Annotated in this window: 12 protein-coding genes; 5 read left to right on the top strand and 7 right to left on the bottom strand. The window is 71.1% G+C overall.

Features of this window, described 5'->3' with window-relative positions:
- Window positions 1-350 precede the first annotated feature (350 nt).
- The gene (locus CPH93_RS01500) at window positions 351-1,265 is read right to left on the bottom strand and encodes a LysR family transcriptional regulator (protein WP_093489573.1); all 915 of its coding nucleotides are present in this window, start codon (window positions 1,263-1,265) and stop codon (window positions 351-353) included.
- Between the two features lie 371 nt (window positions 1,266-1,636).
- Here CPH93_RS01500 and CPH93_RS01490 point away from each other — a divergent pair, with 371 nt between their 5' ends.
- The 4 genes from CPH93_RS01490 to CPH93_RS01475 all read left to right on the top strand — a co-directional run bounded on the left by CPH93_RS01490 (window position 1,637) and on the right by CPH93_RS01475 (window position 8,003).
- Entirely contained in the window at window positions 1,637-2,806 is a 1,170-nt protein-coding gene (locus CPH93_RS01490) for an NAD(P)/FAD-dependent oxidoreductase (protein WP_096211671.1), read from the top strand.
- A 26-nt stretch (window positions 2,807-2,832) separates the two neighbouring features.
- Window positions 2,833-4,224, top strand: a complete 1,392-nt coding sequence (hglS, locus tag CPH93_RS01485) for a 2-oxoadipate dioxygenase/decarboxylase (protein ID WP_096211670.1) — start codon at window positions 2,833-2,835, stop codon at window positions 4,222-4,224.
- Between the two features lie 47 nt (window positions 4,225-4,271).
- Window positions 4,272-5,801 (top strand): L-piperidine-6-carboxylate dehydrogenase, encoded by a 1,530-nt coding sequence (amaB, locus tag CPH93_RS01480; RefSeq protein WP_096211669.1) that lies wholly within the window; start codon window positions 4,272-4,274, stop codon window positions 5,799-5,801.
- Window positions 5,802-6,188: 387 nt separating this feature from the next.
- A complete protein-coding gene (locus CPH93_RS01475) occupies window positions 6,189-8,003 on the top strand; it encodes a M28 family peptidase (RefSeq protein ID WP_096211668.1) in 1,815 nt (604 codons plus the stop codon).
- Window positions 8,004-8,073: 70 nt separating this feature from the next.
- On the opposite strand, the gene CPH93_RS01470 is transcribed toward CPH93_RS01475, so the two are convergent.
- From CPH93_RS01470 to CPH93_RS01460, 3 genes are all read right to left on the bottom strand, one after another.
- Window positions 8,074-8,400, bottom strand: coding sequence for a hypothetical protein (locus CPH93_RS01470; protein WP_093487946.1), 327 nt, complete (start codon window positions 8,398-8,400; stop codon window positions 8,074-8,076).
- A gap of 223 nt (window positions 8,401-8,623) precedes the next feature.
- Window positions 8,624-9,913, bottom strand: a complete 1,290-nt coding sequence (locus CPH93_RS01465) for a PP2C family protein-serine/threonine phosphatase (RefSeq protein ID WP_093649288.1) — start codon at window positions 9,911-9,913, stop codon at window positions 8,624-8,626.
- Window positions 9,914-10,181: 268 nt separating this feature from the next.
- On the bottom strand, window positions 10,182-11,075 hold the full coding sequence (locus CPH93_RS01460; RefSeq protein ID WP_096211667.1) for a Vgb family protein: 894 nt from the start codon (window positions 11,073-11,075) through the stop codon (window positions 10,182-10,184).
- A gap of 327 nt (window positions 11,076-11,402) precedes the next feature.
- Between CPH93_RS01460 and CPH93_RS01455 the strand changes: the two genes are divergently transcribed.
- Complete coding sequence (locus CPH93_RS01455; protein ID WP_093487953.1) at window positions 11,403-12,287, top strand: SigB/SigF/SigG family RNA polymerase sigma factor; 885 nt, start codon at window positions 11,403-11,405, stop codon at window positions 12,285-12,287.
- A gap of 12 nt (window positions 12,288-12,299) precedes the next feature.
- Here the strand turns inward: CPH93_RS01455 and CPH93_RS01450 are convergent, their stop codons facing one another.
- From CPH93_RS01450 to CPH93_RS01440, 3 genes are all read right to left on the bottom strand, one after another.
- The gene (locus tag CPH93_RS01450; protein ID WP_096211666.1) at window positions 12,300-12,719 is read right to left on the bottom strand and encodes a PPOX class F420-dependent oxidoreductase; all 420 of its coding nucleotides are present in this window, start codon (window positions 12,717-12,719) and stop codon (window positions 12,300-12,302) included.
- A gap of 173 nt (window positions 12,720-12,892) precedes the next feature.
- Window positions 12,893-14,131, bottom strand: coding sequence for a PP2C family protein-serine/threonine phosphatase (locus CPH93_RS01445; protein ID WP_096211665.1), 1,239 nt, complete (start codon window positions 14,129-14,131; stop codon window positions 12,893-12,895).
- Between the two features lie 103 nt (window positions 14,132-14,234).
- Complete coding sequence (locus CPH93_RS01440; RefSeq protein ID WP_093487959.1) at window positions 14,235-14,993, bottom strand: IclR family transcriptional regulator; 759 nt, start codon at window positions 14,991-14,993, stop codon at window positions 14,235-14,237.
- Window positions 14,994-15,050: the final 57 nt, after the last annotated feature.

Genomic DNA, 15,050 nt, shown 5'->3' with positions numbered 1-15,050 from the left:
AGGGTGCGCCTGAAGATTCCCTGCGGACCTCTTCCCAGTACGGCGGGAAGCGGAGATTTCGGGGTGTGCTCGGGGGACATCGTTCGCTCCCTCTCAGGCAACGGCAGCACGACGGGCCGCCGTGTGGCGTGGGTCACCACTGGCCTGAAACCATCACTCACGATCCGCCCCGGCAAAAGGGACCGCAGCGCGACAACTTGCGTGGCTGAGGGCAAGGAGGGCTGGTGGACGGGGCCCGCAGGGCGAGTGGAGGCCCTTCTTGCGCAGTGGGCGCACCTTCCCTGGAAAATCGCGGCAACTGGCCCTGGAATCAAGGCCGTTGGGCGAGGAGCGGCGCTGCTCGCGGCCGGCTATCCGGCGGTGTCGCGTCGGTTTCCGGACACCGCCCGCAGCACCTCGACCAGCGCCGCCACCGTCGGCCGGTGCTCGGCGGAGGAACGGAACAGTACGACGATGTGCCGCTCGATCCGCTCCCGCAGCCGTACGACATCGAGCCGGGACGCCCGCAGGCCCAGCATCAGATCCGTCACCGTGCTCACCCCGATCCCCGCCTCGACGAGCGCCAGCGTGGCCGCCGTGTCCGTCACCTCGTGCTCCACCCGGGGCTCGATGCCCGCCCGCCGGCAGGCGGTGCGCACCGCCCGGCCGTAGTAGCTGCCGGGCGACGGCAGGATCCAGCCCAGCTCCTGGGTGTCCGCCAGGCCGACCACCTCGCGTCCGGCCAGCGATCCGGCGGGGACCGCCAGCGCGAACCGCTCGCGGTACAGCTGCCGCACCCGCACGGCGGGCTCGCGCGGAATGGGCACATCCGGGTAGTCCAGGCCGAGCGCCAGATCCACCGCCCCGGAGGAGACGGCGCGCTGCACCTCGTCCACGTCCATATCGCGGCTGTGCACCGTCAGCCCGGGATGCACCCGGCGCACCTCTTGCAGGGCCGGCGGCAGGATCTCGGCGGCTGCCGTGGCGAACAGCCCCACCTGGAGCACCCCGGAGACCTCCTGACGGGTGCGCTCCAGGGCTTCGACGGCTTCCGCCTCCGTGGACAGGATCCGCTCGGCATGACACGCCAACGTCCGGCCGGCATCGGTCAGCTCCACCCGCCGCCCGACCCGCCGCAGCAGTTCCATACCGGCGGCCTTCTCCAGCGCGGCGATCTGCTGGGAGACCCCGCCGGGCGTGTATCCAAGGGCCTGTGCCGCCGCGGTGATCGTGCCACGCCGGGTCAGCTCCACCAGTGACCGCAGCTGGGCACTCGTCCAATCCATATAGAGATCGTAATAGATCGGACGCACTAACTGTTCGTAGACGTCAATGGTTCGCGTGCTGCACGATGACGGGCAGCTAGGGCCTGTCCGGTGGATCATGGCCGGGTCCGCGACGCCTGGCGCGGCGCCTCGCGGCGTTGCCGAAACATCCGCATAGCTCCGCTATGAGGACGCTCCGGCGCCTTGCGATGCACCACACCTGGGGGCACCTCCCAGCGGTAGCTGGGGGAGCCGCGGCCCTTCCGACCCTGATCCACCGGACAGGCCCTGGCTGATCAGCACTTCTCGCCACGCACTGACCGCCCGGGCCCCGCGCCGTCCGTCCTCACGGCGCGGGGCTGCGGCCTCCGGAAGGGATCGGCCTCTTGTCCATGTCCTCCAGCGCCCGCCCCGTGCCGTCCACCGCCGATGTCGTGATCATCGGCGGCGGTGTGATGGGCACCAGCATCGCCTTCCACCTGGCCGAGGCCGGGGTGCGCCGGATCGTCGTCATCGAGCGCGGCGAGCTGGGCAGCGGCAGCTCGGGCAAGCCGATCGGCGGGGTCCGGGCCCAGTTCTCCGACCCGCTCAACATCGCACTGGGCAGCCGGAGTCTGTGCGCCTGGCGGGACTTCGGGCAGCGGCCCGGGGCCGACGTCCGGCTGGACGAGGTCGGCTACCTCTTCCTGCTCACCAGCGCCGAGCAGGCCGCGGACTTCGAGACGTGCGTCCGGGTCCAGAACGAGCTCGGGGTCCCCAGCCGCATGATCGGCCCCCGCGAGGCACAACAGCTCTGCCCCTACGTCAGCACCGACGGACTGGTGGCCGCCGCCTACTCCCCGGACGACGGCCACGCCCGGCCCGGACTCGCGGTCCAGGGCTATGCCCGCGCCGCCGCCCGGGCCGGCACCGTCTTCGCCACGCACACCGCCGTCACCGGCCTCGACACCACCGGCGACCGGGTCACGGCCGTCCACACCGCGCACGGCCGGATCTCCTGCGCCACGGTCATCTGCGCCGCCGGCGCCTGGTCTGCGGAGATCGGCGACATGGCGGGTGTGCACCTCCCGGTGCGCCCGGTCCGCCGCCAGCTCGCCTTCACCGCCCCCCTCGCGCCGCCCGCCCCGCGTATCCCCTTCACCATCGACTTCGCCTCGACGGCCTACTTCCACAACAGCGACGACGGGCTGCTGTTCGGCCTCGCCGACCCCGGCCAGGCCGAGGGCTTCGACACCACCTGGACACCGGACTGGCTCGAACTGTTCCGTACCGCCGCCCGGCACCGGGCCCCCGCCCTCGCGGACATGGCGACCACCAGCGGCTGGGCCGGACTGTACGAGGTCACCCCCGACCGCAATGCGCTGATCGGACGCTCCGGCACGGTGCGCAACTTCCTGTACGCCACCGGCTTTTCCGGCCACGGATTTCTGCAGGCCCCCGCGGTCGGCGAGATCATGCGCGACCTGCACCTGGAGCGCGCACCGTTCGTCGACGTGACCCCGTTCAGCGCCGACCGCTTCACGACCGGTGCCGCGGTCCGCCCGGAAATCCATGTGGTGTGAATCCCCGACGGAAGGACGACCTCTCGATGATCAGCCAGTGGCAACTCCGCGCCGCCTTCGCGCAGCGGCTCTCGGACATGTACGGGCGGGAAGTGCCCGCCTACACCACGCTCGTGGACGTCTCGCGCGAGGTCAACGAGGACGTGCTGCGCGCGCAGGGCGCGGACGCCGAGCGGCTGGGATCCATCGGCCGGGTCACCGCGGAGCGCCACGGCGCCATCCGCGTCGGCACCCCCGCTGAACTCCAGCAGGTCGCCCGCATCTTCGGCGCCCTGGGCATGCACCCGGTCGGCTTCTACGACCTGCGCGAAGCCGCCGCCAGCGCGGTCCCCGTCGTGTCGACCGCCTTCCGCCCCGTCGACGGCGCGGAACTGGCCCGCAACCCATTCCGCGTCTTCACCTCCCTGCTCACCCCCGCGGACCCCCGCTTCTTCGACGCCGACCTGCGCGCCCGCCTGGAGAACTTCCTCGCCGGCCGCCAGCTCTTCCCCCCGGAGCTGCTGGACCTCGCCGACCGCGCGGAGGCCGCCGGGGAACTGCCCGAAGCGGACGCCGAACGGTTCCTCCAACTCGCCGTGCATGCCTTCGAGTTGTCGCCGGAGCCGGTGGACCGGGCGTGGTACGAAACCCTGGAGCGGGTCTCCGCCGTCGCCGCGGACATCGGGGGCGTACGCAGCACCCACATCAACCACCTCACCCCGCGCGTCCTGGACATCGACGAGCTCTACCGGCGGATGACCGAGCGCGGCATCGAGATGATCGACACCATCCAGGGGCCACCCCGCTGGCAGGGCCCCGATGTCCTGCTGCGCCAGACCTCCTTCCGCGCCCTGGCCGAGCCCCGCGCCCTGCGCACCCCGGACGGCGAGGTGATCAGCGGTGCCCTGCGGGTGCGCTTCGGTGAGGTCGAAGCCCGCGGCATCGCGCTCACCCGCCAGGGCCGGGCCCGCTATGACGCGCTGCTCGCCCGCGTCGACGAGGAGGCGGCCCGCCGGCCCGGGACCGACCGGGCCGACCTCGCCCGCGCCCTGTGGGCCGAGGAACTCCCCGACACCGAACGGGAACTGGCCGCACAGGGCCTGGCGCACTTCACCTACCACGTCGTGTCCGACCGGCCGGGCGACGGCAGCAGTCCGCCCACGCGCCTCGATGAGCTGCTGGAGCAGGGCTGGGTCCGGGCCGAACCCGTCGTCTACGAGGACTTCCTGCCCCGCTCGGCGGCCGGCATCTTCCAGTCCAACCTCAGCGAGGAAGGCACCAGGAACAACGACCAGGAGGCCGCCGCCTACGACAGCGCCTGGCTCTCCGGCGTCCTCGGACGCGAGGTCCTGGACCCCTTCGACCTCTACGAGGAGCAGCAGAACCGCTCCCTCGCCCAGGTCGCCCGAGCACTCGGGCTGGACCGGCCACCCCGCTGAACCGCACGATCCGCCACCCGCACCCCCTCACTCCCAGAAGGAGCACCATGTCCAGCACGGCCCTCCCCACCACCGAGGACCTGCGCGCCCGCGCCCGCGCCGGCCTCGCCCGCCTCGGCGTCACCGTCGAGGAAGGCAGCGACTTCCCCGCCCGCAGCCCGATCACCGGCGAGGACCTCTTCGGCCTGCGGGCCGCCACCGCCGCCGACACCGAACAGGCCATCGCGGACGCCCGTGCGGCGTTCCTGACCTGGCGTACCACGCCGGCGCCGCGCCGCGGGGAACTCGTACGGCGGCTGGGGGAGTTGCTGCGGGACCACAAGGGCGACCTGGCCGACCTCATCACCATCGAAGCGGGCAAGATCCGCTCCGAGGCGCTCGGCGAGGTCCAGGAAATGATCGACATCTGCGACTTCGCCGTCGGTCTGTCCCGCCAGCTCTACGGCCGTACGATCGCCTCCGAGCGCCCCGGCCACCGTCTCGCCGAGACCTGGCACCCGCTCGGCGTGGTCGGAGTCATCTCCGCGTTCAACTTCCCCGCCGCGGTGTGGTCGTGGAACACCGCCGTCGCCCTGGTCTGCGGGGACACCGTGGTCTGGAAGCCGTCCGAACTCACCTCGCTGATCGCACTCGCCTGCGACCGGTTGCTCGCCCGGGCCGCCGAGGAGGTCGGCGCCCCGCGCGAGGTGCACCGACTGCTGCTCGGTGACCGCGCCATCGGCGAACAGCTCGTGGACGATCCCCGCGTCGCGCTGGTCAGCGCCACCGGCTCGACCCGCATGGGACGCGAGGTCGGCCCCCGTGTCGCGGCCCGCTTCGGCCGCAGCCTGCTCGAACTCGGCGGCAACAACGCGGCCGTCGTCACTCCCTCCGCGGATCTCGATCTCGCCGTGCAGGGCATCGTCTTCGCCGCCGCCGGCACCGCGGGGCAGCGCTGCACCACCCTGCGCCGGCTCATCGTGCACCGCGACATCGCCGACACCCTCCTTGCCCGCCTCACCGCCGCCTACCGGAAGCTCCCCATCGGCGACCCCTTCGACGAAACCACCCTCGTCGGCCCGCTCATCTCCGCCCAGGCCCTGGAGACCATGCAGGACGCGCTGACCCGGGCGCAGGCCGAGGGCGGCAAGATCCTCGCGGGCGGCAACCGGCGCCTCACCGAGGCCGCGCCCCGGGCCAGTTACGTCGAACCGGTCCTCGTCCGCGTCGATGCACAGACCGAGGTCGTCCGCGAAGAGACCTTCGCGCCCCTCCTGTACGTGCTGACCTACGACACCCTCGACGAGGCCATCGCCCTGCACAACGATGTCCCGCAGGGCCTCTCGTCCAGCATCTTCACCCGTGACCAGCAGGAGGCCGAGCTCTTCCTGTCCGCGGAAGGCTCCGACTGCGGTATCGCCAACGTCAACATCGGCACCTCCGGAGCCGAGATCGGCGGCGCCTTCGGCGGGGAGAAGGAAACCGGTGGCGGCCGCGAGTCCGGCTCCGACGCCTGGCGCGCGTATATGCGGTCCGCCACCAACACCATCAACTACTCCAGCCGGCTGGCCCTCGCCCAGAACGTCAGCTTCCTCTAGCCGGCTCCGTCACCGCACCGACAGCCCCCGCGCCGGCCACGAGCCGGTGCGGGGGCTGTCCTCGTCCGGGGCCGCCGGCAGCGACCGGCCCGAGGCCGCCACCGCGGGTGGCGCGGGTGCAGGGAGCGGGAGCGTCGCCAAGACGGCGGAGAGTGCCCGGATATCGGGCGTCGCCTGACATTTTTCGACAAACACCGCTCTGCTCAGAGACATCCCTTGACGCCGCACTGTCGCGGTGTGATGGTGCGGCTGCCCGGGTCATGGACATGCCGCCTTTCCCGCCCGCAGTGCACCACGTCGTCGGAGCCGGCAGGACGGTACGGCGTACGCGGCCCGGCGTTCCACCAGAACCTCCGTCGGTAGCACTCCCTACCCCCTCAAGGAGCCATGGTGATACGAAGACTCGTGGTGGCCGGCATATCCCTGGCCGTCACCCTCGGAGCGACCGTCCTTCCCGCAGCCGCCGCGCCCCTGGCGGACCCGCCCCCCGCTCCGCAGTCCCGCACGATCTCCGCCGCCGACCGGGTCGGGCAGCCTCCCGCCGTACGGCAGGCACATCCCGCTGCCGTCCGCACCGCGCTCAGCGACGCCCCGGACATCGATGTGGCCAAGGTCCAGGCCCACCTCACCGAGCTGAACAGCATCGCGACGCGCAACGGCGGCACCCGAAAATCCAGCGGACAGGGCTACCGGGACTCCGTCGCCTACGTGAAGGGCAAGCTCCAGGCGGCCGGTTACACCGTCACCGAGCAGCCCTGCACCTCCGGTTGCGCCTTCGGTGCCGGCCCCAACCTGATCGCCGAATGGCCGCAGGGCGACGCCACCAAGGTGTACATGTTCGGCTCCCACCTCGACAGCGTCGGCGCCGGCCCGGGCATCAACGACAACGGCTCCGGCTCGGCCGCACTGCTGGAGACGGCACTGACCCTCGCCGAGCAGCACCCCGCCATGGCGGCCCGCGTCCGCTTCGGCTGGTGGACGGACGAGGAACAGGGCCTCAACGGCTCCGACTTCTACGTCAACTCCCTCTCCTCCGCCGAGCGCGCAAAGATCAAGGCGTACTACAACTTCGACATGATCGCCTCGACCAACGGCGGCTACTTCATCAACCACATCGGCTCCGCCGCGGCCCAGCCGATGAAGGCCTACTGGGACTCGCTGGGCCTCCAGCCGGAGGAGAACACCGAGGGCGCCGGCCGCTCCGACGACTACTCCTTCGAGCAGGCAGGCATCGCGACCTCCGGCTATGCGATGGGCGCAAGCGCCCGGAAGACCACGGCGCAGGCGGCCAAATGGGGTGGCACCGCGAACCGCGCCTATGACTCCTGCTACCACCAGTCCTGCGACACCACCGGCAACATCAACGCCACCGGACTCAACCGCAGCGTCGACGGCATCGCCTCCACGCTGTGGCAGCTCGCCGTCACCTCCTCCACCCCGGCGAACGACTTCTCGCTGACGACCAGCCCCACGGCCGGCAGCGTCGACCCGGGTGCGTCGGCCACCAGCGCCGTTTCCACGGCCACCACCAGCGGGTCCGCCCAGTCCGTCAACTTGTCGGCGTCCGGCGCACCGGCCGGGGTGACCGTCTCCTTCAGCCCCTCCTCGGTGACCTCCGGCGCCGGCTCCACCATGACCGTCGCCACGACCTCGGCCACCGCGCCGGGCACCTACCCCCTCACCGTCACCGGCACCGGGTCCGTCACCCACACCACGACCTACACCCTGACGGTCAAGGGAGCCGGCGGCTGCACCGGCCAACAGCTCCTCACCAACGGCGGTTTCGAGAGCGGCACCACGCCCTGGACGGGCGACACCGGCACCATCGGTGCCCACACCGGCCAGTCCGCCCACGGCGGCAGCAGATTCGCCTGGCTCGGCGGCTACGGTTCCTCGGCCACCGACACCCTCAGCCAATCGGTGACCGTGCCCGCCGGATGCCGCAAGGCCACCTTGACCTACTGGCTGCACATCGACACCGATGAGACCGGCTCCGCCGCCTACGACACCTTCAAGGTCAAGGTGGGCAGCACCACCCTGACGACCCTCACCAACACCGACGCAGCCGCCGGCTACACCCAGCGCGCCCTGGACCTGAGCCCCTACATCGGACAGCGGATCACCCTCACCTTCACCGCCACCGAGGACGCCAGCCTCCAGAGCAGCTTCGTCCTCGACGACGCGGCCCTGCAGACCGGCTGACCCTTCGAAGAACGAGCCGGAGGGGCGGGCCCGCAGCGGATCCCGCCCCTCCGGTGCTTCCCGCAGTGGGTCAGGCTGTCGTCTCGTCCGTTTGGTAGCACGCGGTGGTGTAACGGTCCCGGTCGCCGGTGGGCGTCCAGCCGCCGGTGCCCTGGCCGGGGTCGGCCAGGGCGAAGCCGTTGTCGAGCAGCTGCGCGCGGAGTGAGTCGGCCGGGAAGCCGCTGCCCTCGGGGGTCTCCCCGACCGGCCAGAGGGTGACGAGCAGGGCTTCGGTGTCGCCGGTGTCGGGTTCGCGGTCGAGGCTGGCGACTTCGAGGTGCCAGCGGCCATGCCGGACGAAGGCCTGCGCACGGTAGACGGCTCGCGCGGCCGGCGTGTTCTGGTCGGTCTCGGTCATGCGGGGTGGGCTCCTGTCGTGGGGCGGGGAGGCGGCGGGGAGTGCGGCGCGTATGGAGAGTCTGCCGGTGATGCCTGCCTCGCAGCGTACGGTTCCTCTGCTCCGACCGTGCAGAGCTTCCGCCGCCGGGTGACGGTCCGGCCCCGGCCCCGGCCCCGGCCCCGGCCGCGTCCCGCCCGGGCGGCTGCTGCCACGCACCGCGACTGACCATACGCCCGGACACTCACGGCTCCTCGGCGCCGGGCTTTGTCCAGCGGGCGGGCAGGGCGGTGGCGGGGGTGGTGTGTTCGGGCAGGCCGGCGAGGGCTTCGACGTGGGCCGGGCGGTAGGGGGTGGGGCCACTCCACTCCAGCAGCAGCACGGTGGCGTCGTCGTTCAGCCGCCCATCGTGGTACGCGAGGTGACGTCTCATCAGGCGGCGCAGTGTCTCGGGCACCGGCAGCCCGTCGGCGTGGTGCTGGATGAGGAAGTCGGTGAAGCTGGGCAGGCCGAACTCCCGGCCTTCGCTGTTGCGGGCCTCGGTGATGCCGTCGCTGTAGAGCAGCAGGCGGTCACCGGGCTCCAGCTGATCCCGGCAGAGGGAGGGCGGCAGGCCCAGGCCGGTGCCCATGGGAGGTGCGGGTGAGCAGGGCAGGCTCAGGGCGGTGCGTCCGTTGCGGATGATGACCGGTGGGGGGTGTCCGAGGCTGGTCCAGATGAGGACTCCGGTCTCGGTGTTCAGCTCGGCCAGGACGCCCGTGGCGAAGCGGTTGGTGTCGAACTGCTCCGCGAGGATGCGTTCCACGGCTTCGGCCGTCGGCAGGAGCCCGGAGCCCTGCCGACGGTGGTTGCGGCTGGCGGCGACCGCGAGGTTCGCGGTCAGCCCGGCGGCGGTGTCATGGCCCATGGCGTCGAAGAGCGCGAGGTGCACGATGTCACGGGCGACGGCGTAGTCGAAGACATCGCCACTGACCTCGTAAGCGGGCTCCATCACCGCACTGATCAGCACCCGGCCGGTGGCGAAGGTCCGCGGTGGCATCACGCGCCACTCCATCTCCGCGGCGATGTTCATCCGCCGGCGCCGTACGAGCCGTGCGTACGTATCGCTCGTCCCGCGCTTGCTGACCACCATCAATGCGAGCAGCCCGGCAAGATTGCGCAGGTCCTGGGCCGCTTGCGCGTCCCATTCCGTATCGGGGGCCGCGGTGGCCCGCAGCACTCCCAGACGCTCGGTGCCGTCGAGCAACGGCACCCACCAGACCCCGCCTTCGGAGGCGGCGCCGGCGACGATGCTCCCCGTCTGGAAGGCACGCCCCGCGAGGGTGCCCTCGATCCGCAGCTCATCGGGGACGGTCTCCGCCCCGCCGCCGGCCCCGGACTCCTGGCCCGCGAGCAGGCACAGCACATCCTGCTGGAGATCGGCCAGGTAGATCAGAACCTCCTGCCAGCCGACCCGGGCCGCATGCTTGGCGACCATGTCCGGGATCTGATCGAGTGTGACCACATGGCTGGCAGCAATCAGATCACCCAGCATCCGTCCGCGGGCCGCTGGACTGCTCATTCAGGCACCTTTCCTCGGGCCCCGGCTCGCCGAGCCGTGCGCCCTGTGGGCTGTCCCTTCGTCGCACCGCCGGTCGCCGGCGCACCCTGTGGCGGTGCGTGTGCTGTCGATGGTGACACCGAGACGGAGTTCGCCCGGAGCGACACCGCGGGGAGGCACGAGAGCGACACCTCGGAGCGCAGATTCTTGACGCGTGCCGAACGGCCGTCGGGCTGCGCGCAGCCACTCGGGTCACGAGCGGTCAGGGAACCATCCGGACCACCTCTCCTATCTCCAGTGCCACATAGAGGGCGCCGTCCGGCCCGAATGCCAGACCGTGCGGTTCCGATGAGGGGGTCGGCAGGTCGAATTCCTCGATACGGCCGTCCGGAGTGATGCAGCCGATGCGGTTGGCTCCCCATTCGGTGAACCAGCAGCCTCCGTCCGGGCCCGCGACGATCGCATGCGGCCGGGATGCGGGGTCCGTGAGGGGGAACTCCTCGATCCGGCCGTCCGTCGAGATCCGGCCGATCCGGCCGGCGCCGATCTCGACGAACCAGAGGGCGCCGTCCGCGCCGCAGGTGATGCCGACCGGTGCGGCGTTCTCGGTCGGCAGGGGATAGAGGGTTATCTCTCCGCGGAGGCTGATACGGCCGATCGCGTGCGCTTGATTGAGGGTGAACCACAGGGCGTCATCGGGGCCGGTGGTGAGGGCCGAGGCGAACGCGCCGCTGACGGGCAGCGGAAACTCCGTCACCTGGCCGTCCGTGGTGATCCGGCCGATGCGGTCGGCGTGCAGCTGGGTGAACCACAGTGCTCCGTCGGGGGCGGACACCATGCCGAACGGCCCACTGGCCGGAGTCGGAAGGGGGAACGAGGTCGCCTCTCCGGTGACCGTGATCCGTCCGATCCGATGGTCCTGACTCCGGGCGAACCACAACGCGCCATCGGGGCCGGAGGTGATGACGGTCGGGCCGCAGGTCGCGGAGTCGAGCTGGTGGCAGGCGAGTTGACCGTCCGGAGTCAGGCGGACGATCTGCCCGGCGTGGACCAGGGTGCACCACAGTGCGCGATCGGGGCCGGGAGTGAGGGCGTACGGACCCGCGCCGGAGTCGGAGACGGGGAACCGCTGGAACGAGGCGGCACGGGGCGACATGACTGGGGCTCTTCCTTATCCGGACATCACTAGTGCTACAAAAGTTGCATTAAGAATGCTGCCACGGCGCCGCCCCGCAGGCAAGCGGATTAACGTCGCCGGGCGGCCCGACCCGGACGCGCGCCCCGCCCCGCAGGCGCGTCCTGGTGCCGAACTCCCCCAGATCCAGGGCGTGTTCAGGCTGCGAAGAGGAACTGCCGGACCGTCGACGGACCGGAGTCCGTCCGGCCCCGATCCCCAAGCGTCGTCCAGATGTAGGGACATACCGACGGCAGCGCCGGGTAGGGGACCGACCGACGGGGGCTCGGCAAGAGGAGGAGCCAGAGCATGACGAGCAACAGCACGTTGACGGCAGAAAGGAACCCGAAGGCCACGGCGAAGCGGTGTGCCGCACAGGCCCCGAGGGCGCTGCCGAAGATCCAGGCCCCGCAGCGCGTCGCCCCCGCCGACGCACGGGAGTTGTCCAAGCGGTTCCTGCTGAGGCTGGACGAGCTCGAGGAGGGGACGAGCGAGTACCAGTACGTGCGGAACACCCTGATCGAGATGAACCTCTCCCTGGTGCGCTATGTCGCGCGCCGCTTCTCCAGCCGCAGGGAATCCATGGAGGACGTCCTGCAGGTCGGCACGATCGGTCTGATCAAGGCGATCGACCGTTATGACTCCTCCCGCGACGTGGAGTTCACCACGCTGGCCGTCCCGTACATCCAGGGCGAGATCAAGCGGTTCTTCCGCGACACGACCTGGTCGGTGCGCGTGCCCCGGCGGCTGCAGGAACTCCGTATCGACCTGGCCCGCGCCCGGGAGGAGCTGGAGTGCGAGGGCATCCACGAACCGACCGCCGCCGACCTCGCCGCCCACCTCGATCTGACGGAGGATGAGGTGGCCGAGGGACTTGTGGCCTCCAATGGCTATGACAGCGACTCCATCGACCGGCCCATCCAGGCCGGCGGCGGAAAGCAGCAGACCGGACTGGTCGCCGACCTCATCGGCACCGAGGACCCCGCTCTCGCGCTGGCCGAAGACATCCAGGCCCTCAAGCCGCACCTGGCCGATCTGGACGACCGGGACCGCACCCTCCTCCAGCTGCGCTTCGGGGCGGAAATGACGCAGGCAGAGATCGGCGAGGAACTCGGCCTCTCCCAGATGCATGTCTCCCGCCTTCTGACCCGCGCCTGCACCACGCTCCGCAAGCGACTCCTGGCCGAGGGCTGAGGTCCGGCGTCGTCAGCCGGCCTGGTCGCTGTCCTTCATCGCGCCCCAGCCGTGCCAGCGGTCGATCTCGATCCAGGCGCTGACCCGGCGGCGGTCCCGCTGCGGGTACGGCTTGCCGAGGTAGCGCTGCGCCAGCCGGTCGATATCGGCGAGGTCCTCGTCCGCAGTGATGTCGGCGACGCGACCGATCAGGCTGAGGTGGGTGTACCAGTTGCCTTCGTCCAGCACGGTGAGGCTGACCCGGGGGTCACGGCGGATGTGTGTCAGCCGTTTGCGGCCCTCGTCCATGTTGACCAGGACCTGGCCGTGATCCCAGAGGTACCAGGTGGCCGTGGAGACCGGCTGGCCGTCCGACCGCAGTGTCGTGATGACCGCCGGATTCACCTTGGCCAATACGGCGACTGCCGCATCGGGAAGCGGTGGTTTCGACATAAGAGGCGCTCCTTGCTGGGTTGCTTGATCCGGCCGGACGGCGGTGACCGGCGGCTCGCGTCCGACGGACCGGCGCGACGGGTCTTCCGCCGGTCCGGCCGGACCGCGTCGGGCACGACGGACGTACGGCCCAACTGACCGGCCCGGGGCCATCTTGCACGGCTACTTGCGCTTTATTCGGCAGCACCCACCGGAGGAGAGGCGCACCGGTTGCTGCGGCCCGTCGGCCGCGCCGGTCCGGTCGAGGCCGCCGGGGCGGTGCCGGCCGGCTTCCGCAGGAGCAGCATCGCGGCGTCGTCATGCAGCTCGCCGCCCACGTGCGCGAGCAGATCGTCATGGAGCGCGGCGAGGGTGCGGGACGGCTCCTCCGACAGGTGCTGGGCCAGCCGTTCCCCGAGCGGGTAGAACGCCCGCTCGTGGTCGCGGGCCTCGGTGACCCCGTCGGTGTAGAAGAGCATCTGATGCCCGTCCGCCAGCGTCACATGCTGGAGACCCGGCGACTCGCCCGAGAGGGACCGCAGTCCGAGCGGCGGTGCCGGATGGACGGGCTCGACCGGCAGGATGCCGGAATCATGGACCAGCAGCGGAGCGGCGTGCCCGCAGTTGACCAGCTCCATGCGGCCGTCCTCGGGGTAGCCGGCGAGCACGGCCGTGACGAAGTCGTCCGGACCGAGGTTGCGCGCCAGGCTCCGCTCGATTCGGTGCACCACATCCAGGAGATCCGGCTCGTCGTAGGCGGCCTCCCGGAACACGCCCAGCACCAGGGCGGCCACCCCTACCGCCGGCAGCCCCTTGCCGCGTACATCGCCCACGATGAGCCGCACCCCGTACGGCGTGGACACCAGCGCATAGAGGTCGCCGCCGATCCGCGCCTCGGCTGCGGCGGCGCTGTAGTGGACCGCCGTCTGGAACGGCCCGACGGTCGACGGCACCGGCTTGAGAAAGGCGTGCTGGGCGGCTTCGGCCACCGAACGGACGGCGGCCAGCACCTGTTCGCGGCGCCTGCGAAGGGCGCTGGCCAGGGCGCTGGCCAACGTCACGGCGGTCAGTGCGGACAGCACGATTGCCTGCTCGGTCCCCGGCACACCGCCATGCACACCGAACACCGCGCCCAGCGCCACCGCCAGGGCACCGATGCGCAGCACTCCCCATGGCCCGCTGGTCGCGGCGGCCAGCGCGGGGCCGACGGCGAGCAGCGGCAGCCAGCTCATACCGGTGTCGCCGGCGAGGGCGAGAAATGCGACGACGGCGATGATCAGAACCGGTGCGCCATGTGCGTAGTGCCGGCGGACGCCCCTGGTTCCGGACGGTTGGTCCGCGGTGCGGCGCACCGGCGCCCACAGGGCGGAGAGCGGTGTGGTGAGCTGCCATCGCGGCCGGGGCTCGTGGTGGTGGATTCGGGCCTGGCGCATGTCCTCGTCCGCAGCTCGCTTCCCTGCTCATGGCACTTACGTACCTAAATGTCCGTTTCATTAAGGAAACGGGCATCGCGCGGCAGGTGCAAGGACCCGGATTTCAGATAGTGAGCGACAAACCCCTGGTCACGCGGCTCGCTGCCGGAAGCAGCCGGTCCCGGACCTCGTCGAGGCGGGAGATCCGGTCCGCCCGGAGCGAGACGCCGAGCGAGCCGAGTGTCTCCCCGCTGTACACCGGCACCGCGACGCAGAAGGTGCCGAGGCTGTACTCCTCCATGTCCGTGACCACCGCCGGCGCGGGCGTCAGGTCGAGCCTTCGGCACAGTTCGGCGCGGCCGGTGATCGTGCGCGGGGTGAGGTCGGCCATTGGGTGTCGGGACAGGTAGTCGTCGCGAGCCTCGGTGTCCAGTTCGCGCAGGACGCACTTGCCCAGCGCCGTGGCATGCCCGGCGTCCTCGAAGCCCACCCAGATGTCGACCCGCGGCGCCCGGGGGCCGTCGACGATCTCGACGACCCGGATCTCGCCGTCCTCGTAGAAGGTCAGATAGGCGGCGGCCGACAGATCGTCGCGCAGGGCCGCGAGTGCGGGCCGGACCCGGTTGAGCAGGGCCTGTGCCTGCCCGCCGGACTGCAGTGTGTCCAGCCTGTCGCCGAGGACGTAACCGCCGTCCTCCAGCTTCCGGATGTACCCGTCGTGAGTGAGCGTACGCAGCAGGTGATAGGCGGTGGCCAGCGGCAACTCCGTCTCCCGTGCCAGCTGCTTCGCCGGGGCGCCGCCCTCGTGTGCACCCACGGCCTCCATCAACCGGAAGGCGCGCTGGACGGAAGTGATCAGCGTCGGGCCTTCTGCGGTGCCCATACGTTCAGCCTGCTCCCGGCGCCCCGCTCAGGCAAGGGTGATCGGCGGGTGGCGCCA

It is taken from the genome of Streptomyces sp. 2323.1 (assembly GCF_900221035.1).
Classification (GTDB): domain Bacteria; phylum Actinomycetota; class Actinomycetes; order Streptomycetales; family Streptomycetaceae; genus Streptomyces; species Streptomyces sioyaensis.
The sequence above is the reverse complement of the archived record's forward strand: the minus strand, read 5'-3'. Positions and strand labels throughout refer to the sequence as shown.